This window comes from Bacillus sp. BC08, from assembly GCF_054326875.1.
Genome location: NZ_JBTGPA010000008.1, coordinates 60,610 through 87,039 on the forward strand (window position 1 = coordinate 60,610; position 26,430 = coordinate 87,039).

The 26,430-nt window shown below is 33.9% G+C and carries 20 protein-coding genes and 2 pseudogenes; 11 read left to right on the forward strand and 11 right to left on the reverse strand.

What is annotated here, in order from left to right; translation table 11 throughout:
* Positions 1-27 precede the first annotated feature (27 nt).
* The 4 genes and pseudogenes from lrgB (at position 28) to msrB (ending at position 3,149) form a co-directional block, all read left to right on the forward strand.
* On the forward strand, positions 28-720 hold the full coding sequence (lrgB, locus tag ACXVYO_RS01190) for an antiholin-like protein LrgB (RefSeq protein ID WP_000168869.1): 693 nt from the start codon (positions 28-30) through the stop codon (positions 718-720).
* Between the two features lie 327 nt (positions 721-1,047).
* Entirely contained in the window at positions 1,048-2,082 is a 1,035-nt protein-coding gene (locus tag ACXVYO_RS01195; RefSeq protein ID WP_458465825.1) for an AI-2E family transporter, read from the forward strand.
* A gap of 101 nt (positions 2,083-2,183) precedes the next feature.
* A pseudogene (gene msrA / locus ACXVYO_RS01200) lies at positions 2,184-2,651 on the forward strand (peptide-methionine (S)-S-oxide reductase MsrA); the annotation flags it as partial.
* 45 nt (positions 2,652-2,696) lie between these two features.
* Positions 2,697-3,149, forward strand: coding sequence for a peptide-methionine (R)-S-oxide reductase MsrB (gene msrB, locus ACXVYO_RS01205; protein ID WP_458465866.1), 453 nt, complete (start codon positions 2,697-2,699; stop codon positions 3,147-3,149).
* 27 nt (positions 3,150-3,176) lie between these two features.
* On the opposite strand, the gene ACXVYO_RS01210 is transcribed toward msrB, so the two are convergent.
* Positions 3,177-6,293: an efflux RND transporter permease subunit gene (locus ACXVYO_RS01210; protein ID WP_458465826.1), complete on the reverse strand. Its 3,117-nt coding sequence runs from the start codon at positions 6,291-6,293 to the stop codon at positions 3,177-3,179.
* A gap of 232 nt (positions 6,294-6,525) precedes the next feature.
* Here ACXVYO_RS01210 and ACXVYO_RS01215 point away from each other — a divergent pair, with 232 nt between their 5' ends.
* Positions 6,526-7,398 carry a TetR/AcrR family transcriptional regulator gene (locus ACXVYO_RS01215; RefSeq protein WP_458465827.1) on the forward strand — a complete coding sequence of 291 codons (873 nt, stop codon included), beginning with the start codon at positions 6,526-6,528 and terminating at the stop codon, positions 7,396-7,398.
* Positions 7,399-7,428: 30 nt separating this feature from the next.
* Here the strand turns inward: ACXVYO_RS01215 and ACXVYO_RS01220 are convergent, their stop codons facing one another.
* Both ACXVYO_RS01220 and ACXVYO_RS01225 read right to left on the reverse strand, forming a co-directional pair.
* A complete protein-coding gene (locus ACXVYO_RS01220) occupies positions 7,429-8,400 on the reverse strand; it encodes a glycosyltransferase family 2 protein (protein ID WP_071724478.1) in 972 nt (323 codons plus the stop codon).
* Between the two features lie 36 nt (positions 8,401-8,436).
* The gene (locus ACXVYO_RS01225) at positions 8,437-8,820 is read right to left on the reverse strand and encodes a GtrA family protein (RefSeq protein ID WP_458465828.1); all 384 of its coding nucleotides are present in this window, start codon (positions 8,818-8,820) and stop codon (positions 8,437-8,439) included.
* A 344-nt stretch (positions 8,821-9,164) separates the two neighbouring features.
* Here ACXVYO_RS01225 and ACXVYO_RS01230 point away from each other — a divergent pair, with 344 nt between their 5' ends.
* Complete coding sequence (locus ACXVYO_RS01230) at positions 9,165-10,625, forward strand: glycosyltransferase family 39 protein (RefSeq protein ID WP_458465829.1); 1,461 nt, start codon at positions 9,165-9,167, stop codon at positions 10,623-10,625.
* A 78-nt stretch (positions 10,626-10,703) separates the two neighbouring features.
* Here the strand turns inward: ACXVYO_RS01230 and ACXVYO_RS01235 are convergent, their stop codons facing one another.
* The 5 genes from ACXVYO_RS01235 to ACXVYO_RS01255 form a co-directional block, all read right to left on the reverse strand.
* Complete coding sequence (locus tag ACXVYO_RS01235; protein WP_458465830.1) at positions 10,704-12,167, reverse strand: ArnT family glycosyltransferase; 1,464 nt, start codon at positions 12,165-12,167, stop codon at positions 10,704-10,706.
* Between the two features lie 94 nt (positions 12,168-12,261).
* Positions 12,262-13,815 carry an ABC-F family ATP-binding cassette domain-containing protein gene (locus tag ACXVYO_RS01240; protein ID WP_073517693.1) on the reverse strand — a complete coding sequence of 518 codons (1,554 nt, stop codon included), beginning with the start codon at positions 13,813-13,815 and terminating at the stop codon, positions 12,262-12,264.
* A gap of 210 nt (positions 13,816-14,025) precedes the next feature.
* Positions 14,026-14,847, reverse strand: coding sequence for a glycosyltransferase family 2 protein (locus tag ACXVYO_RS01245; protein WP_458465831.1), 822 nt, complete (start codon positions 14,845-14,847; stop codon positions 14,026-14,028).
* A 28-nt stretch (positions 14,848-14,875) separates the two neighbouring features.
* Positions 14,876-16,330 carry an oligosaccharide flippase family protein gene (locus tag ACXVYO_RS01250; protein WP_458465832.1) on the reverse strand — a complete coding sequence of 485 codons (1,455 nt, stop codon included), beginning with the start codon at positions 16,328-16,330 and terminating at the stop codon, positions 14,876-14,878.
* 539 nt (positions 16,331-16,869) lie between these two features.
* Positions 16,870-17,382 (reverse strand): acyl-CoA thioesterase, encoded by a 513-nt coding sequence (locus tag ACXVYO_RS01255; RefSeq protein ID WP_048560471.1) that lies wholly within the window; start codon positions 17,380-17,382, stop codon positions 16,870-16,872.
* A 308-nt stretch (positions 17,383-17,690) separates the two neighbouring features.
* Here ACXVYO_RS01255 and ACXVYO_RS01260 point away from each other — a divergent pair, with 308 nt between their 5' ends.
* The gene (locus ACXVYO_RS01260) at positions 17,691-19,004 is read left to right on the forward strand and encodes an ArnT family glycosyltransferase (RefSeq protein ID WP_458465833.1); all 1,314 of its coding nucleotides are present in this window, start codon (positions 17,691-17,693) and stop codon (positions 19,002-19,004) included.
* Positions 19,005-19,097: 93 nt separating this feature from the next.
* Here the strand turns inward: ACXVYO_RS01260 and ACXVYO_RS01265 are convergent, their stop codons facing one another.
* The 3 genes and pseudogenes from ACXVYO_RS01265 to ACXVYO_RS01275 all read right to left on the reverse strand — a co-directional run bounded on the left by ACXVYO_RS01265 (position 19,098) and on the right by ACXVYO_RS01275 (position 21,161).
* Positions 19,098-19,838 carry a methyl-accepting chemotaxis protein gene (locus ACXVYO_RS01265; RefSeq protein WP_371915239.1) on the reverse strand — a complete coding sequence of 247 codons (741 nt, stop codon included), beginning with the start codon at positions 19,836-19,838 and terminating at the stop codon, positions 19,098-19,100.
* A 63-nt stretch (positions 19,839-19,901) separates the two neighbouring features.
* Positions 19,902-20,399: pseudogene (locus tag ACXVYO_RS01270) on the reverse strand (protoglobin family protein); the annotation flags it as partial.
* 129 nt (positions 20,400-20,528) lie between these two features.
* Positions 20,529-21,161 (reverse strand): trimeric intracellular cation channel family protein, encoded by a 633-nt coding sequence (locus ACXVYO_RS01275; RefSeq protein WP_000924376.1) that lies wholly within the window; start codon positions 21,159-21,161, stop codon positions 20,529-20,531.
* Between the two features lie 271 nt (positions 21,162-21,432).
* Between ACXVYO_RS01275 and ACXVYO_RS01280 the strand changes: the two genes are divergently transcribed.
* From ACXVYO_RS01280 to ACXVYO_RS01295, 4 genes are all read left to right on the forward strand, one after another.
* Positions 21,433-22,833 carry an O-antigen ligase family protein gene (locus ACXVYO_RS01280; protein ID WP_458465834.1) on the forward strand — a complete coding sequence of 467 codons (1,401 nt, stop codon included), beginning with the start codon at positions 21,433-21,435 and terminating at the stop codon, positions 22,831-22,833.
* Between the two features lie 77 nt (positions 22,834-22,910).
* Positions 22,911-24,011 (forward strand): glycosyltransferase family 4 protein, encoded by a 1,101-nt coding sequence (locus ACXVYO_RS01285; protein WP_458465835.1) that lies wholly within the window; start codon positions 22,911-22,913, stop codon positions 24,009-24,011.
* A 15-nt stretch (positions 24,012-24,026) separates the two neighbouring features.
* A complete protein-coding gene (locus tag ACXVYO_RS01290; protein ID WP_458465836.1) occupies positions 24,027-24,767 on the forward strand; it encodes a WecB/TagA/CpsF family glycosyltransferase in 741 nt (246 codons plus the stop codon).
* Between the two features lie 280 nt (positions 24,768-25,047).
* Positions 25,048-26,247, forward strand: a complete 1,200-nt coding sequence (locus ACXVYO_RS01295; protein ID WP_458465837.1) for an MFS transporter — start codon at positions 25,048-25,050, stop codon at positions 26,245-26,247.
* Positions 26,248-26,430 lie beyond the last annotated feature (183 nt).

Here is a 26,430-nt window from a genome sequence, read left to right on the forward strand (position 1 = left end):
AGTATATATTGTTAGGAGGGAATGAACATGGCAAGCACAATGACTCCATATTTCGGAATCGTCGTTTCATTAATAGCATACGGAATCGGAACATTATTATTTAAGCATTCAAAAGGATTCTTCTTATTCACACCATTATTCGTAGCGATGGTATTAGGGATTGTCTTTCTAAAAGTAGGTAATTTTACTTTTGAAGAATATAATACTGGCGGAAAAATGATTAGCTTCTTCTTAGAACCAGCAACAATCGCGTTTGCAATTCCATTATATAAACAAGTAGACAAGCTGAAAAAATATTGGTGGCAAATTTTATCGGCTATCGTAGTTGGATCCATTTGCTCAGTAATTGTCGTGTTCATTGTTGCCAAAGCAATTGGTCTAGATACAGCAGTAATGAATTCAATGTTGCCACAAGCAGCAACAACAGCAATTGCGTTACCAATCTCTGAAAGTATTGGTGGCATACCAGCAATTACATCGTTTGCAGTTATTTTTAACGCAGTTATCGTATACGCATTAGGAGCGTTATTCTTAAAAACATTTAGAGTAAAACATCCAATTGCAAAAGGTTTAGCACTTGGAACAGCAGGTCACGCATTAGGAGTGGCGGTAGGAATTGAAATGGGTGAAGTAGAGGCAGCTATGGCAAGTATTGCTGTAACAGTAGTTGGGGTTGTAACTGTAGTTGTCATACCGATGTTTATGCCATTCATTGGCTAGGAAAACTTACTTAAAAAATGAGAAAAGCAAGCTATTTGTAGGACAGATTTCTACTGATAGCTTGCTTTTTATGTTACAGTAGTGGTAAGACCTATTTAAATAAAATGTAAGTTTCCTTAAATCTTCATTAATACTGTGTAGAATACGTTTTGAATTAGGTCATTGTATTGTAAAATAAGAAGTAAGCTACTATAGGATCTGCTAAGGGAGATATATAATAAGCCTATAAAAATCTTCATATGAATAAATAATTAAAGGTAGAGAAGAGAGAAAAAATCTACTTATTAACGTTTTACTTTATAGGACAGGAGAGAGTACTCGTCGATTATGCAAATAAAAAACCTGTTTCAAAGCAAAGGATTTCAGAGGTTACTCGTATTAGTAATACTTGCTCTCGTGTTATACGGGCTGCAAAGTATGTTAAATTTAATTTTAATTACGTTTATTCTCACGTATTTAATGGATCGATTCCAAAAGTTCATTTCTCGTAAATTAGATCATTTCATGCCCATTAATCGAAAAATTATTATAGCATTTCTATATGTCATGTTAATTGGTGGAATTGCTATTACGCTATTTAAATATTTACCAGTATTAACGATACAAATTTCACAATTGATTTATCAATTTAACGTATTTTTAAGAAACCCACCAGATAGTGAATTAATTAAGTATGCAGTTAATGCTGTCAATCATATGGAACTTTCGAAATATGTAGGACAAGGCGTCGACATTTTGTACAAATCGATTACGAATGTTGGGAAATTTGGCCTTCAAGTGTTACTTTCTTTAATTTTAAGTTTATTTTTCTTATTGGAAAAAGCTCGTATCGTTGCTTTTACTGCAAAATTTAAAGAAAGTCGACTTGCAATTTTCTATACTGAAATTGAATACTTCGGTAAGAAATTTGCACGTTCATTCGGAAAAGTAATCGAAGCACAATTTTTAATTGCAGTTGTTAACTGTGTTTTATCCGTTATTGCACTATGGATATTAGGATTCCCGCAATTATTAGGTTTAGCGTTAATGATCTTCTTACTCGGTTTAATTCCAGTAGCTGGGGTTATCATTTCGTTATTCCCGCTTTGTATGATTGCTTACAATATCGGCGGTATTATGTACGTTGTTTATATTTTAATTATCGTAACAGTCATTCATGCGCTTGAAAGTTACGTGTTAAATCCGAAGTTTATGTCGCAAAAAACAAACTTACCAATTTTCTATACGTTTATGGTATTAATCTTCTCAGAACACTTCTTAGGTGTATGGGGATTAATTATCGGTATTCCGGTCTTCATTTTCTTATTAGATGTCTTAGATGTGACAAGTGATGAAATGGAGAAGGATGTTGGAACAAAATAAAGTGAAGTAAAGAAAAAGCATCGATGTTCGGTGCTTTTTCTTTTATAACATGATGTTTCTTATGCCATACTGTAAGAAGAACATAGAATAGGGGTGAAAGAATGGCTGTAAATGAAAAGGTAGAACTAGCTACATTTGCTGGAGGATGCTTCTGGTGTATGGTTTCGCCATTTGAAGAGATGGAAGGGATTATAAAGGTTGTTTCTGGCTATATAGGTGGTCATAAAGAGAATCCAACGTATAAAGAAGTATGTTCAGAAACGACGGGACATTATGAGGCAGTACAAATTACATTTGATGCAAATAAAATGCCATATGAGGAGTTATTAAATATATACTGGAGACAAATTGATCCGACTGATATAGGTGGACAATTCCACGACCGCGGACAGTCTTACGAAACAGTGATTTTTTATCATAATGAAGAACAACATAAAAAAGCAGAAGCTTCAAAAGAAGAGCTTGCAATGAGCGGACGCTTTTCAAAGCCGATTGCGACAAAAATATTACCAGCTACTACGTTTTATCCGGCTGAGGAATATCATCAAGGATATCATAAGAAAAATACATTCCGCTACGAGTTATATCGTAAAGGCTCAGGACGAGATGCGTTTATTAAACAACATTGGCCAAAAGACAATGTTCATTTAAAAGAAAAACTTAATGAGATGCAATTTTATGTAACGCAGGAAAATGGAACGGAACCACCCTTTCGAAATGAGTATTGGAATCATAAAGAAGAAGGTCTTTATGTAGACATCGTTTCAGGAGAACCGTTATTTACTTCTTTAGATAAGTTTGATAGCGGGTGTGGATGGCCTAGTTTTACGAAGCCAGTTATATCAGCTAGTGTGAAGGAAAAAATGGATGTGAGTCATAATATGACGCGCACAGAAGTGAGAAGTAAGGAAGGAGATTCACATCTTGGGCACGTATTTCCAGACGGTCCAGGGCCGAATGGACTTCGTTACTGTATTAATTCCGCAGCCCTTCGATTTATTCCAAAAGAGGAATTAGAGAGAGAAGGATATGGTGATTTCCTAATCCTATTCGGAAATAAAAAATAACCTCGCAGTTAGCGAGGTTATTTTTTGTTATTTTGATTTTTTCTTTTTGAACTTGCTTAATACTTCATAAACGATTGGAACAATAAGAAGTGTTAATAACGTTGAACTTGTTAACCCACCAATTACTGTTACACCAAGTCCTTTAGAGATTAAGCCGCTACCTTCAAATCCTAACGCAAGCGGGATAAGAGCCCCGATTGTTGCAATTGCAGTCATTAAAATCGGACGAAGGCGTGTTGCACCAGCTTCTAATAAAGCTTCACGTGTTGATAGACCTTCATTTTCTTTATGAATAACGCGGTCGATAAGCACGATAGCGTTTGTTACAACGATACCAATTAACATAAGCGCCCCGATCATTGCAGATACGCTTAATGTCTCGCCAGAGATTAATAAGGCGACAAGAGCTCCGATAATTGTAAATGGTAGCGAGAATAAAATTGCGAATGGTGCAAGGGCACCGCCAAATGTAACGACAAGAACGAAGTATACAATGGCAATCGCAGCTAACATCGCTAAGCCAAGTTGCTTGAATGATTCTTCAATATCTTTTGTAACACCGCCCATAGAAACATCTACGCCAGAAGGAAGATCCATTTTATCTACTTCTTTTTGAACAGCGGCAGATGCTTTTGAAACGTCATCAGATGTTAGTTTTGCGCTTACTTCCGCATAAACACGGCCATCGCGGTGTTTTACTGTATTCGAAGTTTCATCTTCTTTTACAGTCATAACATCTTTCACAGCCACTTCAGTACCAAGTGGTGTTGTAATTTTTCGATTTGTTAAGTCATCGATTGTTTCATAATTTTGTTTTTCAGCTTCTACATATACATTGACATCTTTACCGTCTTTTTTAATTGTTGTCAGAACAGGGCGATCATGTTGATTAGAAAGTCCCATTCCAATTTGCGCAGCCGTTAGACCCATTTTACTTAGTTTTTCCTGATCTGCGACTAAAGTGTACTCTGCATACGTTTTTGCAATACTAGAGTCTATATCTTTTAAGTCTTTATTTTTCTTCATGATATTTTGAATATCTTTTACGACAGGCTTAATGTCTTCCGAGCTATCTCCGTAAACGTATAGTTTAATTTCATTACTACCGCCACTCGCTCCGAAATCTTGGTTTTTCCATTCGCCTTTTCCAGACATCTTCTGTAAATCTTTAACGACTTGTTCTTTTTCTTTTTCGAAGTTTTTCGTGTCATTATCATATTGCACGAAGAACATTGCCTGGTTGGATTGACCAGGACTCATTGGGTTTTCGCCACCTAATGAGAATTGAATTGTTTTGACGTCTTTATTATCTTGGAAGTGCTTCTCAGCTTTCGTTGCAATTTTTTCAACGTCTTCTAACGTTTGCCCTGGTTCAGGGTTGTACGTTGCAATGATCATTTTTTCTTCTTCAGATGGTAAGAAACTTACGCCGATAATTGGAACAAGTGCAAGACTACCAACTAATAGAAGGACAGCGATACTTGATGTAATGATTTTATGATTTAAAGCCCATGCAAGTATGCGTTTATACCAGTTTGCTAATTTACTTGGCTTTTCTTCATGATTTACTTCTTTTTCCCTCATGCTCTCTTTCTTAAATAAAGAGTGAGCTAGCATTGGCACGATCGTAACTGCTACTAGTAACGATGCTAATAAAGCGAAGACGATAGTTAAGGCAAATGGTAAGAACATTTCACCAATCATACCTTTTACTAGTCCAAGCGGTAAGAATACAGCAATTGTTACAATGGTAGAAGACATAATTGGAATGAACATTTCCTTCGTAGCTTCACGAATTAAATCTTTTCCGCGCAGTTTCTCTTCTGATAACGACATTCGTCGGTAAATATTTTCAATAACAACAATGGAGTCATCAACAACGCGTCCAATAGCGACTGTCATTGCTCCAAGTGTCATAATGTTAAGCGTAATATCCATTTGCTTTATGACTAATACAGCAATTAATAAAGAAAGTGGTATGGAAACGACAGAGATTAATGTTGTTCGGATATTTCGTAGGAACAGCATAATAATAACAATCGCAAAGATAGCACCAAAAATGGCTTTGCTCAGCATTGTTTCTACTGATTTTTCAATCGGTGCACCTTGGTCGAATGTTGAAATAATCTCTAAGTCTTTATATTTTTTTTCAAGTTCTTTTACTTTATCTTTCACTGCATTTACAACATCAACTGTATTCGCGTCAGCAGCTTTTACAATTTGAATTCCTATTGCTTCTTTTCCATTTGTTCGAGAAATTGACTCTGCTTTTCCGACTTCTTTAATGTCAGCAATTTCGTCTAATGTAACTGTCGGAATTCCGTTCATAGCGGCTGGATTCATTTGCGGCGTTTGTGCACCGGCTCCAGCGTTTGGACTACCTTGACCGCTCGGTGATGAAGGTATGGCCGGGATCTTTAATTCTTTTAATGCTTTAATTGTTGTAATGTTTCCATCTACAACAACTGATTTTTCTGTGTCTTTAAATGTATATAAGCCAAGTGGCAACGATACGTCCGATCCTTTAATTACATTTTTTACAGTATCTTCACTTAAACCTAATTCTTTCATCTTATCTTTCTTGAAGACAAGTTGTACTTCATCTACTTGTTGACCTGAAATTTGAACAGATGCAACACCATCAAGTCCTTTTAATCCTGGCACAACATTCTTCTCTACATTTTCAGTTAAGGTAGCTAAAGATTCATTTTTACTTGCCACGCTTAACGAAATAACTGGAAAGGCATTAAAGTTTACACGTGAAACTTTCGGGTCTTTTACACCTTCTGGCATTTTCACATTTGCGAGAGCTTCTTTAATTTCTGTTTCAGCCTTTTCCATATTTTTATCAAAATCATATTCTACCTGAATAGAAGATGCGTTTTGAAAAGATGATGAACTAACAACGTTTACACCACTTAAATTTTGCAGTTGCTCTTCCATCGGTTTTGAAACTTTGTCAGCTACTTCTTCTGGTGTAGCACCAGGATAAACCGTGGTTACTGTTACAATCGGTGTTGTAATATCAGGAATTGTTTCCAGCTTCATGTTCAGCCCAGAATAAATACCTGCAATGGTAACAATAATGGTTAGTAGCCAAACTGCGAACTTATTTTTTAACGAGAAATTAATGATTTTGTTCATGTTTGCGCTCCCTTTGTATTGTATTGACCAACTGGTCAGTCTAATACATAATATAACTGACTGATTGGTCAGCCGTCAATGAAAAGGGATGGTATAATAAAGTGAAACTTTAATCAGTGGGGATTTTTTCATTCCTATTGATTATCAGCCCTCACCAATTGGGTTTACTGCCCGGCGAATAGCGGGATAAATTCATAATAAGATGCGAGATTGAATGTAGGAGAGACATGATATGAAAGAAAAAGAGCGTTTAATTATAGAGATGGCTATGAAGTTATTTGCGACTAAGGGTGTAAATGCGACATCAGTACAGGAAATTGTGACCGCTTGTGGCATATCTAAGGGAGCTTTCTATTTATACTTTAAATCGAAAGAGGAGCTTTTATTAGCAACACTTCGATATTACTATGACAAGATTCAAAATAAAATGATGGATATTGAAAAAGAATCGTTATTGCCGCGTGAAAAATTTGCAAAACAATTGCATTGCCAGTTTAATGATATACAAAAGCATAAAGAATTTATTATTATGCATGCAAGGGAAAATGCTATTCCTTTTAATAAAGAAGTGGAAGAATTTATGATGCGAATGAAGTTAGAGTCGCATGCATTTTATCGGAATAGTTTACTGTCTATTTACGGTGAGAAGGTTATGCCTTATTTATTAGATTTAGTCATTATGGTAGAAGGCATATGCCGTGGGTATTTAGAATTAATCATTTTACAAGCACCAGAAATTGACTTATCTTATGTTTCTGCCTTTATTTTGAAAAGAGTAGATGATTTAGTAAATGGATTGGTAGAATCTTCGGAAGAACCTGTGTTACATGAAGAGAAGCTGGGAGAATTTCTTTGCAAATCAGAGCTTATTAAAGAGCAGGTTAAGGAACACTTTTTAAAAGAAATTATCGTTTTTAAACGCACATTAGCTGATCAATTAGAAGATGAGGAATTGCTTGTTACATTAGATGTTTTGGAGGCAGAAATGAGATTGCAAAATCCAAGGATCCCGGTCATTCAAGGGATGTTATCTAATTTAGAGGTATATCCAAATTTAAAAGAATTTCGTTCGAGGCTTATGGGGTATTACAATATAAAAAGGTAACAATGATAGTTTTCATTGTTACCTTTTTTATTATGCATTCACTTTTTCTTTTGTTTGTGTAGTCTCTTCTTGCTCAATATTAATAGTTTCTTTCACAATATAAATCGGACGATTTTTGCTTTCGTCGTAAATACGAGCAATATATTGGCCAACGATTCCAAGACCAAGTAACTGAATACCGCTAAAGAATGTAATAGCAACCATAATAGATGCCCAACCAGTTTGCGTACCAGAGCCAATAATTTTCACAGTAATTGTATATAGTAAGACGATTATTGAAACGAGAACTGATAATAAGCCTAAAGTCATAACGATACGTAACGGTTTTGTTGAAAATGCAATAATGCCATCTGATGCAAATTTGATCATTTTCTTCAATGGATATTTTGTTTCACCAGCAAAGCGCTCATCGCGTTCATATTCAACGTACGTTTGGCGGAAGCCAACCCAAGACATCATCCCACGAATGAAACGATTGCGCTCAGTCATTTGATTGAAAACATCAGCTACTTTACGATCGATAATTCGGAAATCACCAGTATCTTTTGGGATATCGATATCAGACATGTAGTTTAAGAATTTATAGAAATATTTAGCTGTTAAAAGTTTAAACCAAGTTTCACCTTTACGTTGTTTACGTTTCGCATAAACAACTTCATATCCTTCTTCCCATTTTGCGATAAGTTCAGGAATAACTTCAGGTGGATCTTGTAAGTCTGCATCGATAATTACAATAGCGTCACCTTTTGCAGCAGCAATACCAGCTGTAACGGCTATTTGGTGTCCAAAGTTACGTGCGAAATTGACGATTTTTGTACGGTAATCATTTGCTGCAATCTCAGATAAGATTTCCATTGTACGGTCTGTGCTACCGTCGTTTACAAAGACAAACTCGTAATTAATATCATTTTGAAGCATAACGGACTTTAAACGGTTATAACATTCCTGTGCTACTTCTTCCTCGAAGTACATAGGAACTACAACCGAAATTAATTTTTGCATGTTGTATCCTCCGTAGTTTTAATAAGTTGTTTAAGTTTAATTAGTAGCCTTTTCAGATTGGTTGAATGTCCAAATTTTATTAAGGACAAAATTGATAACCATTCCGACACCAATTGCGAAAATCTGTGCAATTAACGCATTAAGGGTAAGTTTATCTACTAATATAAATAAACATAATGTATTAAAAGCAAATACAATTAAATTTACAGTTAGAAATTTAAAGAACATTGACGTGCTTTTATTATTAGGTTTAAACACCCAATTTTTATTCCAATAGTAGCTATTGGCAACACCAATTGAATAGGCAATGGTATTCGCAATAAGGTAGTTCAACCCAAATTTTAATAATATCCAAAAGCTAATAATTGTAATGAGCGTATTAAAGATTCCTACTAAACCAAACTTTAAGAGTTTCTCCATAATAGTATCCTCATCTTTATAAAATATATAAATAAAACAGGAAATGTAGAAAGGTTATTCGTACATAACAAATACTTATTATAGCATATTTTATGCTGAAACGTTATTTATTTTGATTAGAGTGATTTTTTAAGTAATTAGAAAAAATAGGGTTTATATACAAAATATAGATAAATATATGATATGCTTTACGTACCACCGACAATTAAAAAGTATAGTGCGAACAAAAATAACATGTGTATTTTTGGTTTTGTGGTAAAGATGAATAGTCCTAAATTTTCATTATGTTTTTGTAATGGAGATAACGTTATTCTTAATACTAATCTTTAAAGGAGTAAATTGTTTTGAAATTATTTTTTAAAGGCATGTCTAATTTTTCTACACGTGCGGTATATGTTATATACGCTTTTTTTACTGTAGCATTACTTATTAATTATTTTTCAGATACTCAAAAGTATAATTATGTAACATTATTAGTGGGTGTTTTATTATTATCTATAGTGGGAAGTTTTATCCTTAGAAAAAGTTCGCTGTATCTAGAAAAATCAAGTGAAAAAAAATGCTTTTTTGTTTTAGTAATCGTTTGTTTTGCATTCAAATTAGCATGGGTGGTTAGGTACCAAATTCAACCATTGGTTGATTATGCTACGTTTTATTATACTGCAGAAGCACTAAGTGAAAACTTTGTCATTGATAATAGATACATCGCATTATTTCCACATATTTTTGGATATGCTTCATTTTTAAGTATTTTCATGAAAATCTTTGGATCTAGTTATATGATACCACCTATTTTAAATGTTATTTTAACTACAATATCAATGGGGTTAATATATGCTATATCTAGAAAAATTGGTGGGATTAAAACGGCAATAACAGCAAGTGTTTTATGGATAGCATTACCTTCTCAAACGATTTATAATATGTTTGCAATGTCAGAACCGCTCTATTGTACAGTACTGTTGTTGATTTGGCTTATTATGATAATGACTCATGAAAAAATCGCCAATATAAATATAAAACGATTACTTGTTTATTCCGTTTTAATAGCAGCGTTACTTGCATTTATGAATATGGTGCGACCAATTGCAGCAGTTCCAATTATTTCTCTATTGATATGGTTTTTTATTATAGATACAAAGCATATAGGGAATAAAAAAATATGGTTAAACAAGATAACGTATGTAGGAGTTATTGTTGTAGGATACCTTATTTTTTCTTCCGTAATAAATCAGTATATAACAGTACGTTTAGGTGAAGAGATAGCGTCAACCCCAGGGTATAACATTTATGTAGGATTTAATGAAGAAAGCTCAGGGAAATGGAATCGACCCGATGCTGAACTATTGTTTCATTATAGTAATAAACCAGGATGGAATGCGAATGACGCTCAACAGAAAATGCTAGAAGAAGCAAAAGAGAGGATAAAAAATGATAATATTGATTTTGTGAAATTATTCTCCAATAAATTCTTTGAGCTTTTAGGTGAGGATAGTGCAGCAGTTTCCTATGCTGATCCTGCATTAGATCATATAGTACGATATACAGTAGCATCTAATATGTTTTATTACTTCTTAATTGTTACTTCATTAGTAGGTGTATTGGTGGCTATTAAAAATAAAAACAAATCTTCTCTATTTATTATTTGCTTATACGCGATAGGATTAATAATGGCACAGTTGTTAGTAGAAGTGGCATCAAGATATCATTATTCAGCCACCATTTCAATGATCATTTTGGCTGCATTTGGTATAAATCATGCTTACAATAAAAAAGAAAATATAGATATACATGAAAAGGCATGAGCTCGGTATTGCACCGGGCTCATGCCTTTTTAGTTCATTTTAATGTGTTTTGATGATTAAATTTTCACTAGTTAAAGTTTAATTTTGTGCTTTGGAGGTTTTTCTGTTTGATATAAATCGATAGCATAAATATAGTCCATAACTTTGAATGATTGTAAAGCTAGGAATGATAAAGTATCGATATCTTGTTTGGTATTCAATTAAGAAGTGAACAGTTACATAACCAATTATTAATAGTAAAAATATTGTGTAATGCGTGTTGTTTTGCTTAGTCAATATGAGGTAAAGAAGTGCTAGCGTACCAAATAGCATAGCTGCCATATACATATACTTTTCATATTTCATAAGGTCGTTTTGTAAAGTAATCATATTATTATCTGTGTTCCCCAGTGTTAGTAGACTCCATGATGGGGCGGAGTCGTAATCTGCCCACATGAGCGTGAACTTATCACCGAATAAAGATAAAACCTTCTGTGGATCAGCTAGTCGCTCTTGAATCAATTTCTTTTCAGCTGCTTTTCGTTCTTCACCAATCTCAAAGGACATCATATATTCTGCATCTGCTGTAGAATAACCACCTTTTGTTTCATGATTAAGTCCTACTGTGAATTTCCAGAGAGGGTCACGGTTGGATAGTGGGTATTGTGTAATTCCGGCAGATATAAATGAATAACTTATAATGTAATGAACAAGGTAAAATACGATGAAAATCCCACAAAGTTTTTTAATAGAAGTGAAAATATCTCTTTTCGATTTCCCTAACATACCGTGTAAAAAGAAATAAATAGTTACTGCAATTAGGATGATGCCACCAAGTGGGCGCATAATGTCTCCTAAAGAAAGAGAGACCCCTATAAAAATCCACATATATTTATGACTTAAGCCTTTTGTAATTAATAAATAAAACCCAAGATAAAATAGGAATGTGGCAAGGTGTTGATTTGTTAGGACTGAGCTTAATACAATACTTGGGATATATAATGCATATATTAATCCCGCCACGCGTCCAGTCCACTCATTAAATATGTGAGAAGTTATTTTGTAAACTAATAATGTTGTTCCTGTGCAATATAACACATTTAAGAACTTTAGAAAGAAAGTTCCCTCACCAAATAAATTAATAATCAAAGCTTGGTACATTGTAAATCCAAGCTGATAAACCCAGGAAGTATAATATATGCTTTGAGCAAAACTAAAATCTCCTTTAGTTGCTTGCACGGCTCCATTGTACATCATAGCAAAATCTGATTCGATAGGAGTTTGGATATTAAGGAACCAGATGAATCGAATAGAGAAGGCTAAAATGATAAGTGAAATAGTGAATATTAGTTTTGACATATATTTATTGGCAATATAGCCCATGAGTATAAATAGAAGGCCTATTAAAATGATACTTGGGATTATAATAAGTAAACGGGTGTTGGCCTGTTCTCTAACCACGGATACTGAGTCCCATGTAATAGCTGCAGAAATAATTAGACATAGCACTAATAAACATTTCACAAAAAATGTATTGAGTTTTAGAAAAAATGTACTTTGCATTATATATAAAAACTCCTTATCAAACTTTATGGTATTTTAAAACGAAATCCCTTTACACGCTAAAGAGCAGTGTAAAGGGATGTTTTTTAGGGGATTAAGAGTTTTCTTGGGCCCATTTTTCTACATCCCAAGTTTTTGTTATCCAATCTTCATAAAAGTCTGGTTCGTGGCATACAAGAAGAATGGTTCCTTTGTATGCTTTCATCGCTTTTTTTAGCTCATCTTTTGCTGTAACATCAAGGTGGTTTGTTGGCTCATCAAAGAGTAGCCAGTTACTTTCTTCGCCCATTAGTTTACATAAACGAACTTTTGCTTGTTCGCCACCGCTTAATTGGTTCAGTGGACGGGAGATATGTTCGTTTTTTAAACCGCATTTCGCTAACATTGCACGTACTTGATGCTGGTCTAAGCTAGGGAATGTATTCCAAACATCATCAATTGGTGTTATATTATCAGCTTTCACTTCTTGTTCGAAGTATGATGGATTTAAGAAGTCGCCAAGACTTGTTTTTCCGCTTAATGGTTTGATCTTACCTAAAATCGTCTTTAATAGTGTTGACTTACCGACACCATTACATCCAACAATTGCAATTTTTTCACCACGTTCAATTGTCATCGTTAATTTTGGTAATAACGGATGTGTATATCCAATCTCTACATTTTCTCCTTCGAAGACGAATCGACTACTCGCACGACTTTCTTTAAACGAGAATTCAGGTTTAATAGCTGTTTCAGGACGATCGATACGTTCCATACGATCAAGTTGCTTTTGACGACTCTTTGCACGGCCAGTCGTTGAGTAACGAGCTTTATTTTTCGCAATAAAATCTTCCTGCTTTTTAATAAACTCTCGTTGCTTTTCATAAGCGTTTATATGTTGGTTCTTATTCATCTCTGCTAGTTCTAAGAATTTTTCATATGTCGCTGTATAACGCGTCATTTTTGTAAATTCTAGATGGAAAATAATATCAACACATTTATTCATAAACTCCGTATCATGGGAAATTAATAGGAATGCGTGTGGATATTCTTTTAAATAAGTTGTTAACCAATGAATATGTTCAACGTCTAAATAGTTGGTCGGCTCATCTAATAGTAATACTTCTGGTTGCTCAAGTAGTAACTTTGCAAGTAATACTTTTGTACGTTGTCCACCACTTAATGCAGCAACATCACGATCTAGACCGATTGCGTCAATCCCAAGTCCACGCGCTGCTTCTTCAATTTTAATATCTAATAAATAGAAACCGCCTGCTTCAAGAGCATCTTGAATTTCTGCCATTTCCTCAAGAAGTTCTTCTAATTCTTCTGGTGTAGCAGTTCCCATTTTTTCTGCAACTTCATTTAATGCTTTTTCTTTTTCAAATAAAGGTAAAAATGCATCTGCTAATACATCACGAATTGTGCGACCGGGTGTTAAAATGGTATGTTGGTCTAAGTAACCGTAATTTGTGCCAGGTGTCCATTCAACACGACCTTCATCATGGATAAGCTGACCAGTAATTATATTCATAAATGTTGATTTCCCAACACCGTTTGCTCCAACTAATCCAACGTGCTCTCCTGCGAGTAAGCGCATGGATACATCTTTAAATAATGTGCGATCACCAAATGTATGACCTAATTTTTCAACAGTTAATAAGCTCATAATGTCCTCCGTTCATTTCTAAATAGTGTCTTGAATCATGATACTAAATTCTTGGATAGAATGCTATCATTTCAAAAATATATAATGTAATTGAACAGTGGGGATGCGATTATAAAAGAATGATGGGTTATTTTGCAAGGAATAAGCGATGCAAGAGAAATAAAAAAACAAGATGTAACCATTTAATAAAAGTGGTTACATCTTGTTTTTTTATTTTAAATATCCACGAACAATACCGCGTAAGCGATTTGCGTGGAATTTACGCTTATCATTAGAAATGTTTTGTGTCATACGGAATGATGCGGCAGCGACAGCACGTAAGAAATAGGGGAATCCATAGTGTAAGCGAATAACCCTACCAAAACCACCAGCATAAGAAATAGCACGTTTTAATGATTGTTCATTAATAATTTCCTCTTTTACAGGATGGTATACGAACAGTTCTTTTCTAAATAAACCAGTATAATTTTGTTTCATACCACGTAGTACAAAGTCAGTTTCTTCACCAGCTCCATAAATCGTTCCAGAACCAACACCTAAATCTTCATCAAATGTACCTACATCTTGTACAAATTGTTTTGTGAAGAATAGTGTGAAAGAAGGTCCCATGAATCCATATTTATTATTTAAAATAATATCTGAATTCGGTGCGTGTATTAAAGAACCTGTCCCTTCCACATTTGTAGTGTTTGTTGAGATGAAATGAACATCTTTATTAGAGTTGAAAGTTTCTAATATACTCTCTAAAACATTTGTTTCATAAATACAATCATCATCTGGAAAAGCGATGAAATCACCATCTGCTTCTTTTAAGCCTGCATTTCGAGCTCTCGATAGACCTTTAATAGGTGTGTAAATGTAATGAATAGAAAATTTATCTTTATATGCATCAAATAAATCAGAGATTGGCGTATCATTTTGATCTACTACGATAAGTTCAAAGTTTTTGTAAGTTTGTTGTTCAAGTGATTTTAGTAAGTCAAGAATATCATCACGTCTGCCACAAGTAGCCATGATTAAAGAAAATTTCAAGTTTAACAGCTCCTTTTAGAGATTGCGTTTAAGCTTTTTTGAATCGTGCTAGTATCTTTTCAAGTAGTGAAAAGAGAATTTCATCCTTTGTTATAAAGAGGATAAGAGCATATGTTAATCCACACGTCATTATTACTAGGATAACTTGTAGTATTTGTCCAGATACGAGCATATCAATAACGAATGCTATCGGGACAAATGTCAGTGAATAAAATAGATATTTAAGTTTTTGTATATCGAATAACGTATAATTCACTTTTAATTTCTTTTTCACATAAATATATTCAAATGTGATTAAGAAACAATTCGCAATTGTTGTTGTGAAAATTGCGGTTGTTGGTGTAAGTACATGGAAGTATATTAGTGCAATATTGGATGCTAAGTTGATAAATCCACAAATGAATAAAAATCGCACTAAAATGCTTTCTTTCTTTTTCACATAAATAATTTGATTCGATAAAATGGACTCAATACCGACTGTAATCATATAGAAGGCGAAAACAATTAATGTATTACCAGCCTCAGCAAATTGTTGTCCACCGTAAATAACAACAGCTCCATGAGCAATGAGCATTAAACCAATTGAGGCGGGGAATAAGGTAATGAAATATACTTTTGAAATTTTGTTTAATAATGATTCGTATTCCATTTCAGATGCGTTCCCTGATAAGTAAGACAGTCTTGGAACGGTTACTTGTACAACACTTAACATAAGTGTATTAATAATCATCATAATTTGAAAAGCCATTACGTAATATGCAACTTCTTCTTTTCCAACATATACCCCTAAAACAAGACGATCTAATTGAGTATATAAAATATTAGCATTTGAAAAAATCAAGACTAATAGTAACGGTTTTAAATGAGGAATAATCGTTAAATCGGAAAAATCAAATTTCACTTGGCGTTTCACATATATAAAGCTAATAGAGTGGTTTAAAAATGTCGATAATACTAATAAACCAGCATATGTTTTGTAATCGTCGACCCCATGAATGAAAGAGAAAAGAAGTACGACATAGATTAATCGAACGATAACTGTTTTTTTAGTGATGAAGTCATAATTTTCATATGCTTCATTGAACCATTCCACATAAAACATATTAGATATAAAGTTAAAACCGAAAATAAGAAGAACAGGAAATAGACTTTCATGTCCGTATCCAAAATAACTAAAGAGCACAAAGCCTGATAAAGCCAAAATACTAGTTGTGAAGTTAATTACATAGAGACTTGTAAATAACTTAGAAACTTTCTTTTTATCGTTTTTAATTAAGCTAATTTCACGTAAACCATATTGATATACACCAAATACGGCGAACACGAAGAAGTAATTGAAAAAAGTTTCAGCAAGGTTAACGGTTCCAATTGAATTTGCTCCTAACGTTCGATATGCGTAAGGACCAACTAAAATTGGAAGTATAATATTAAACGTGTTGAGCAGTATTTTGTAAAAAATATTTGAAGCAATTGATTTCTGCATAATTTCACCTTTCCATTAAAATAATCCAGTTTCATTAAAATACTTGCTATGTCATAGTAAGGTTTTTTCACTAGAGTTAATTCTCTCAATATAATGAAGTGTAAGGTGTTTTCTACACTGTTTACAAATCCTTAAATTGTTTGTTGACCACCCGTATAAGTGTACCCTACATAAACTTTGTAAAGCAACTGTTGATGGGATCGAACCGTATTATAAAGTGAAACTTTAATCCGTGGGGTTTTGTTCATCTCCTTATTGATTATCAGCCCTCACCAATCGGACGTTTACGGGCAGCGGGGTTCCTGCCTAACGTCCTTGCTCCAGCCGAATTTTGAGGTGGGAGTTTTATAACCTGCAAATAGCAGGATAGATGAGATTTTATTAATTTAGAAGAAGTTAATAGCGAATGGATATGTATAAAAATATTACATAATATGTGTGAAAAGGAGTAATGGTTGTATGAAGGTGTGGAATTGTTTATAAAAAATGAGCGAATATGTTCTAGCTATTCGCTCAAAAGATGTTTTAATGGTGAAGGTCTATATACTCCAAGGCTTACTTAAAGTTAGAACTTCAGCCATTTCTTTGCTTTTTACACGCCCTTTTTTTCTATTTTCTGCACGCTCAGAACCAGTTGTGTGTAGCCAATGTTCTTCTTCAGTTTCCGGTAGTACTTGTGGAACAGATGAAGGTTTTCCATCTTTTAATGCAACGAATGTGATGAAACATGTTGCAGCTATTCTACGCTCGCCTGCTAATAAATTCTCTGCAATTACTTTTACGAACACTTCCATTGAAGATTTTCCTGTATAACATACGAATGCTTCGTAACAAACAGAATCCGCTTGGTGAATGGGAGTTAAGAAATCAACAGAATCGATAGATGCCGTTACACAATGTTTACGGCTATGTCTTGCAGCTGCAATTGAAGCGATACTATCAATTTCTGCTAATAATTTCCCTCCGAAAAGTGTTTGATGATTATTTAAATCATTCGGAAAAACACGTGTTGTTTTAATTGCTTTGGATTCTCGCATGAATTTCTTTTCCATATGGTCAGCCCCTATTTTCTGTTTTCAATCAGAATGACATGTATTGTAAGTAGAGCACAAATAAAAATCGATAGATATTTAATGAAGTAAAGAATTCCAGAAGAGGGTTAGTAAAACTTCTGTATTTGTATTCATGTAACTGAAAGAAAATTTATTACTATATAAAGTGTAGTGTAAAAGAGGATTCGCTTACATTGCAAGTGAAAAAATTAGGACCCTGTATTTGTCATAGAAATTCCCTATCAGCTGTGTACCTATTCATGATAGAATCGTTTTGTTATGAATGGAAATAGAGGTGCAATGGACATATGAATCATATACAAACAAATTTTTCGTCTTTTTTCAGTAAAATAATGATTGGTGCTATGCTCGCATTTTTTGTTTATAGTTGTTGGTCAGCGTTTGAAACAAGTAAACAATTTTTTGGCGACAGTACAACAAGTGTAACAATTGTATTGGTTATTTTTGTTATTCTCATGCTGTTAGTGGCATCAATTTTACAGTATCGTTTTACAGATAAACAATTTCTTGTTTTTCTTATAAGTACATCTATAATTGTGAGACTTAGTATGGTTCTATTTGTAGACGTTCCGATAATTGGCGATATGAAAGCGATGTTTGAGTCTGCAAAACAGATTGCAATTGGTAATAACGTAGAGAACATAGCGCAGTTACCTTTTATTATTTATGAATCAATTATTATTCGTGTATTTGGTGATACAGTATTTGCATTGCAGTTATTCAATATTTTATTTTGCACAGGGACTGCATTTTTCATTTATCGTATTGCAGCAATGATTTTTGGAGAAGAATGCGGCCGTATTGCTTCTGTATTTTACGCTTTATATATTCCGAATATATTTATGAGTTCCTTATTAACATCAGAATCGCTCGCAATATTTTTATTTTATTTGGCTTGCTACATACTTTTATATAAAGGTTTAGATCATCCTTATATGTGGGCACTTTCATCAATTTTATTTGCATGCAGTAATATGATTTTCCCAATGGGATTATTTCTTCCTATTTTTATTGCTGTATATGTGTTGTTAATTGAACTCTTTCAATCAGCAATGAAGCAAAAAGTACTATTAAAGATGATAGGGATACTTATTCTATTTTATAGTGCTCATTTTGGTGTGAGTTATGGAATTCAGAAAATGGGAATGTCACAATATACAATTTCAAATGAGACGTATGTACAATCTGTTTTAATTGGAAAAAGTAAAAATGAGGAAAAAATAACAAAGAACCAAAGCGTAACAGAGCATATTAATCAAAAGCTACAAGAGATTGAAGCAGAAAGATTTAAACTTTTAAAGCCAGTGATTAATCAATTCTCAGGTGAGGGCATACATTCTATTCTATTTAAATGTGAAAAACTTATATATATAGCGGTAACATTATTTATGTCTATAGCTTTATTACACTTTCTTATTAAGAAACAACAAAACGAAGGATATATGTTGTTCTTATTGTTGATTAGCGGATACGTATTGCTAAGACTCTTCCAAGTAGATATGGCATATTACAACCTTATGGTGCCAGCTTTGTTTATTTTACAAAGCTTTGGTGTTTATATGAGTTATGTGTATTGTCAAAAAATATTTTTCAGAAAATAAAAAGAATCCAGTTTGGATTCTTTTTTGTATGAATGGAAGATGAGGAATAAGAGTCAGCAGAGATGAAGAACCTCTACTGGCATAAGCTTCCTCCTATCGATTCAGTTCTAGTTGTAAACTATCAGCTGTTAGAGCCATTTTTGAGGAATCGTCCTGAATTCCTTTCATTACTTGTGAAATGGTTTCTAGCTCATTTTCAATTTTTTTATTCTGTTCTTTCGAGTTAGACATGTCTTTTACAATCTCTTGGAAGTATTGATCTGTTGCAGACATACTATCCGTTCCTTCAGATACGAGGGAGCTAATCTGTTTCACTGAAGAAGAGACACGAATAATTTGTTCATTTGTTTTTTCAACGAGCTTTGTAACGTTGAATATGGATTCTTTCGTTTGCTCTGATAACTTGCGAATTTCTCCAGCTACAACAGAAAAACCTTTGCCAAATTCCCCAGCACGTGCAGATTCAATAGCAGCATTTAGTGCGAGCAAATTTGTTTGCTCTGCAATTGATTTGACAATATCTATAATCTCGTTAATTTTGTTAGAAATATCGAGAAGTTCATGAGTATCTGTAATAATCGTTTCCATGTTTGTTTGAATGTATTCCATTCGTTTATTTTGCTGATTTAATTGTTCTTTCCCTTTATTCGCTTTTTCTTCTGATGTTGTAGCTAATGATGTACCTGTTTTGGCAATTTCTACAATAGTTTCAGATTTAGCGGTTAACTGTTGAATAGAAGCGCTCGTTTTTTCAGATACAGATGCTAATTCTGTTGCAATATGTGTAATGGTCATAGCTGTTATTTCTTTTTCTTTCTCAAGTTCTTTTTGCATTCTTTCATATTCAGATTCATAAGCTGCAATAACAAGTTCTTGTTCAAGAGTAAATAATTTATTTATTACGTTTATGGAATAAGAAAAATCGTCAATTGTTGTAATTTTCGTTTTTAAAATCTTCATGATAGAGCGGAATAATTCTTGATAAGCAGCTGTATACCACTTTCTATGTAACCCAATTTGTACATGCCTTTTGGCAATTCTAACGCGTTGGTCAATAAAATCTTCATGCATATCGCCGCTGAATAATTCTTTTATATGCGTTTTTAAAGTTTGTTTTAGTTTTGGAATAGAGCTATAACGTTCAATAATAGTAATTAAATTAGGTTGTTTTGTAATATTGGCATAGAATTTCTCTGTAATCCAATCAATTTCTTCATAAATAAAGGGCTGTAATACCTTTACGATTTGTAAATCTTCTTTTGAAATATGTAGCATATCCATTTGAATCTGCAGTTCAGAATTAGTAGGCACGTTAAAAGTGATTTTTTGATCCTTACTTAATTCAAGTATACTGGTGTTTGTTTTATTTGTATGTTTTTTAAAAACCCCAAGCATCGTTCTTCCCCCTGTGTATAAAGCGTTTTCATTTTTGGTTCTAATATAATTATATATTTTTATATACAATTACTCTATATTAGTGTGTAGAATAGTATATAAATTAAGAGAATTCTATGTAGAATTCTCTTAATGGCCTTTATTAATTTTAGCATGTGTTTTAAAGAAAACGGGGAAATGTACATTATATATTACAGTGACAACACGAATAATGAATGTTACTAATAAACAAACATAGAAAGCTAGTACGTGTGCCCCCATTGCATATGTGATTAGGAAACTAATTGCTCCTAAGATAGAAGCGATTGCGTAAATCTCTTTTCGGAATACGTAGGGGATATCTTGAGCGCAAATGTCACGCAAAATACCGCCTCCAATACCTGTAATGACTCCCATTGAAACAACTAAAAATGAGGCGTCAACATGATGTGACATTGCCGCATTTGCACCAATAGCTGTAAAAACACCTAAGCCAACAGCATCAGAAAGCATAATAACGACTTGCAGTTTATTGATACGCTCAAAAAACATACAAGTAAATAATGCTGATAATACACTTACGAAAAAGTAAATGGGTTTAACAAATGCGACAGGAGGCAGGTTACCGATCATAATATCACGAATAATACCGCCGCCGAGCGCAGTGGCTACAGCTAAACAAAGGACACCGAATAAATCTAAATCTTTTTTTAAACCAACTAATGTACCAGAAATAGCAGCGGCGATAATGCCAAGAAACGTAAATATGTCGATTAATAACATTGCTGTAATCCCTTCCTCCTAAAGATGTTCCAGAGAAAAAATATACACTAAAGTTATGTAAATAACAATGCATTTTCTTTACATGTAGAAAAAAAGAAAAAATGAGGAAAGAAAGCGCTTGAAAATGCAAATATGCTTTTTTCTATAAGGTAAGGTTTAGGAGAAATGTGAGACGTTTAATTAAAAAATATATGTTATAATAAATATTTGAGATAAGAAAAAAATATTAACAGTATAGATTGAAATTAGGTAATAGTTATGGAGGTTCTAGATGTTAAGCGAAAATAGTAGAAGTAATAAATTTGAAAATTTTCTATTAATCTTTATTTTGTTGCAACCAATTTTAGATTTGCTCACGGCATTCTGTATAATGGTTTTAAAAATTGATACGACCATTGGAGTTATTACACGCTTATTCGTTATGTTCCTAAGCGGGATATATATTTTAATTCAAACGAAGAAACAAGGAAATATAAAATATATATTGTATATAATCTTAGTAGGAATAATCTTTACCATCGGATTGATCAATAATAAGCTTACAAAAGATCCTATGGTACTTACAGAGGAAATTAAGTTTATAGCAAAAGCTTTATATCCTTTTGTTATGCTTACTTGTTATGTGTTTGTATTTAAGTCTTTAAAAGAAAAAGGTCATTCAAAAATGCGTGACTATATTACGTATGCATCGCTAATTATAGGGGTAGTGATGGTAGCTTCGATTACTACTGGCACAGATTATAATAGTTATGAATGGGTAAAGTTGGGATCACGCGGTTGGTTTTATGCAGGTAACGAGCTAGGATCTATTTTAGCCATCATGTGTCCAATTGTTATTTTGTATTCAATTGAAAAAACAAAAAGTATAGGTAAAGCATACTATTGGATTCCTTCAATTTTAGTTGTTTATTCACTATTTGCAATTGGGACAAAGGTTGGCGTAGGGGCAATCTTTGGGTCAATGGCTATCGCAGTTGTTATGTGCTTTATTCAAGCATTTACACAGCGTAAAGATGGAAAGAAAAATGCCTATTTATTAAATGGTTTTCTTGCAATAACTGTATTAGTAGGCATATTGGCATATACACCTTTTTCACCATTTATGAAAAATATGGGATACCATTTCCAATTAATTGAACAAGAACAGAGTGCGAAAAAGGAAGAGAAAAAGAAAGAGGAAGCTAAAGAGCACAAACCTCCTGTGACAGAGCAAGAAAAGGAAAAAGAGAAAGCAAAAGAAAAAGTAGCGGAGAAAAAAGAAGAAACACAAGCTCTTATTTTTAGTGGGCGTCAATTATTTGAACAGATGTATAAAGATTTCTATAATGAAGCCCCAATGTCTCAAAAGTTATTAGGGATGGGTTATGCTGGTAATTATAAAGAACAGCCGAAGTTAATCGAACGTGACTTCCATGATTGGTTCTATTCTTTCGGAATCATAGGGTTCATTTTACTTGTAATTCCATTCTTATACTTTGGTATTAAATTTATTGTATGTGTATTTACTAAATTTAGACAAATATTCACAGTGAAATATGCAATGGTGATTGCAGCGATACTTCTTGGATTAGGTATCTCATTCATCGCTGGTCATATTTTAATTGCACCTGGAGTGAGCTTCTACTTAGTATTAATCATGGCATATTTAATAGTTGACTTGGAAATTGAATGATAGAAAAATAAAAGCTAGCATATGTTAGCTTTTATTTTGTTATAGTAAATAAAAAGAAAAAATGGGGGATGTAAGAAATGAAAGTGTTGCATATGAATGCTGGTGCAGAAGAAGGTGGGGGGAAAACACATATTATTTCACTTTTATCTCAATTTTCAAAGGAAGAAGTGGAATTAATGGTATTTGAAGAAGGTGCGATTGCTAAAGAGGCGAGAAACCTTGGTATTCAAGTGCATGTTTTTACCCAATCATCTCGGTACGACCTATCAATTCTTTCAAAAATAAAAGCATTTATTAATGAAAATCAATTTGACATTGTGCATACACATGGCGCACGAGCAAATTTCTATCTCTCCCTCTTGAAAAAAGGTATAAAAGCGAAATGGATAATGACTGTCCACAGTGATCCAACTTTGGATTTTATGAAGAGGGGATTAAAAGGATGGGTATTTACAAAGTTAAATTTACGTTCTTTCAGGAAGGTAGATTTATTCTTTGCAATTACGGAAAACTTTAAGAGAAACATAATAAAACTAGGTGTACCAGAAGAGAAAATTTGTACGGTTTATAATGGGATTGAGTATGATAGTACTCCAGCAAAACCTTATGATAAAAGTGAATTTGGCATCGATGAAGGAGTATTTACAGCCATTCAAGTAGCGCGTCTTCATCCTGTTAAAGGTCATGATATTTTATTTGAAGCATTACAAAAAATTAAGATTCCAAATATAAAGGTGCTTTTGCTTGGTGATGGACCTATAGAAGCAGAATTAAAAGAGATGGTGAAACAAAAGGGCTTAGAGGATAAGGTGATGTTTCTAGGTTTTCGTACAGATTCAAAAGAATTATATGCATCTGCACACATTAATTTGTTAACCTCTTATAGCGAAAGCTTCCCTCTTGTTTTATTAGAAGCGGCTAATCAGCGCTTAACATCTATTGCAACAAATGTAGGTGATATGAAAAAGTTAATAGTTGATGATACGTATGGATGGATTGTACCGATTGGTGATGCAGATTTGTTAGCAAACGCATTAGAAGATGCTCATGAAAAATGGTTGAATGGTGAATTAGAAGAGATGGGAAATCGTTTATATAATCACGCATCTACTCATTTCTCGCTAAAGAATTTGTATGAAGATACTTATAATGCATATAAAAAACTTTTACTGAAATAGAGAGGATAGTTAATCATGGAAGTAAAAACGGTTGATATTCTAGGTGTTCCTTTTTCTACAATGACAATGGATGAAACAGTCCAATATTTGAAGGGACAACTAGAATTGGAGCGAGCTCATACTTTTCAGGTAGTAACAGCAAATCCTGAAATTGTTATGTGTGCAAAAAAGGATGAAGCATTCCATAAAACATTATTAAATACAGATTTAATTACACCTGATGGTATTGGAGTTGTAAAGGCAAGTGGAATGTTAGGTACACCTGTAAAGGAACGTGTAGCAGGTTTTGATTTAATGTGTAATCTATTTGCAAAGTTATCAGAGGAGAAGAAACCGGTATCTGTTTTCTTACTTGGTGCAAAACCGCATGTTGTACAAGCTGCAGCAGATCATTTAAAGAAGACATATTCAGCTGTATCTATTGTAGGTACACAAGATGGGTATTTTAAACAAGAAGAAGAAGAGAATATCGTTTCTCGTATTCAAGAAGCAAAACCAGATTTATTACTTGTTGCGCTTGGTTTCCCGAGACAAGAGAACTTTATCCAAACTAATAAGCATCGTTTAGAAACGAAGATGGCTGTTGGAGTGGGCGGAAGTTTAGACGTATGGGCTGGAGAGGTAAAACGTGCACCGAAATGGATTCAAGCGATTAACTTAGAGTGGTTTTATAGATTGTGTAGTAATCCAACGCGTTGGCGCCGTCAGTTAGTATTAGCGGAATTTTTAAAAGAAGTCATGCGTTCAAAAAAGTAGCGGAATATCGCTACTTTTTTTATTTGGCCATTTTTAATAAAGAGAGGTTTTGTTCATCCACCACTGATTGTTAACCCTCATCAATCGGGCGTTTATCGGCAGTTGATCTCTTTGCTACAGCTGAATTTTGAGGAGGGAGTCTTACGGCCCTCAAATAGTGTGATAAGTATTTTACTTTTGGGGAATGATGAAGGAGAATTTTTTGAACGAAAGTATTTTACTTATACAATTCACACATGTAAAATGATGTGTAAAGACAGCTGTGTAAGGAGGACTTCTTGTGGGCAAGGTGAAAGAAATTTCGAAGCGAAAGCTACTTGGAATAGCGGGGCTTGGATGGTTATTTGATGCAATGGATGTTGGGATGCTTTCATTTGTAATGGTGGCATTGCAAAAAGATTGGGGATTAAGTACGCAAGAAATGGGCTGGATAGGCAGCGTTAATTCAATTGGTATGGCAGTCGGGGCGCTCGTTTTTGGGATACTATCAGATAAAATAGGGCGGAAATCAGTCTTTATTATTACATTATTACTATTTTCTATCGGTAGTGGTTTAACTGCTTTAACGACGACACTTGCGATGTTCCTTGTGTTACGATTCTTAATTGGTATGGGGCTTGGCGGAGAGCTTCCAGTTGCTTCTACATTAGTATCAGAGAGTGTTGAAGCACATGAACGTGGCAAAATAGTTGTGCTATTAGAAAGCTTCTGGGCAGGTGGATGGCTAATTGCAGCTCTTATCTCGTATTTTGTAATTCCGAAATATGGTTGGGAAGTTGCAATGGTATTGAGCGCAGTTCCGGCACTATATGCTTTATATTTAAGATGGAATTTACCGGATTCACCGAGATTCCAAAAGGTTGAAAAAAGACCATCCGTTATCGAAAATATAAAGTCAGTTTGGTCGGGAGAATATCGTAGGGCAACAATTATGTTATGGATTCTATGGTTTTCTGTTGTCTTTTCTTACTACGGGATGTTCCTTTGGTTACCTAGTGTAATGGTATTAAAAGGATTTAGTTTAATAAAAAGTTTCCAGTACGTACTTATTATGACGTTAGCTCAATTGCCAGGATATTTCACAGCGGCCTGGTTTATTGAACGACTTGGCCGTAAGTTTGTTTTAGTTACGTATTTAATCGGTACAGCGTGTAGTGCTTACTTGTTTGGAGTGGCGGAGTCATTAACAGTATTAATCGTAGCAGGCATGTTGCTATCCTTCTTTAACTTAGGTGCTTGGGGTGCATTATACGCTTATACACCGGAACAGTATCCAACGGTTATTCGTGGTACAGGTGCAGGGATGGCAGCAGCATTCGGTCGTATTGGTGGTATTCTTGGGCCGCTATTAGTAGGGTATTTAGTTGCTTCACAGGCTTCATTATCACTAATATTTACGATTTTCTGTGGATCAATTTTAATTGGCGTAGTTGCTGTAATTGTACTTGGGCAAGAAACGAAGCAACGGGAACTAGTATAAGGTGAAACTTTAACCAGTGAGGGGTTTATCTCTCACTGATTATTAGCTAGGACCAATTATGTTTTTGGGGCAGTAAAACTCCGCCTTCATTTCCTCGCATTCAGTGAGTTTTACTGCCTACAAATAATGGAATAAAAGGGCAGGGGGAACCGTTGTGGTTTCCTTTTTTCTGTTTTTTTAGAT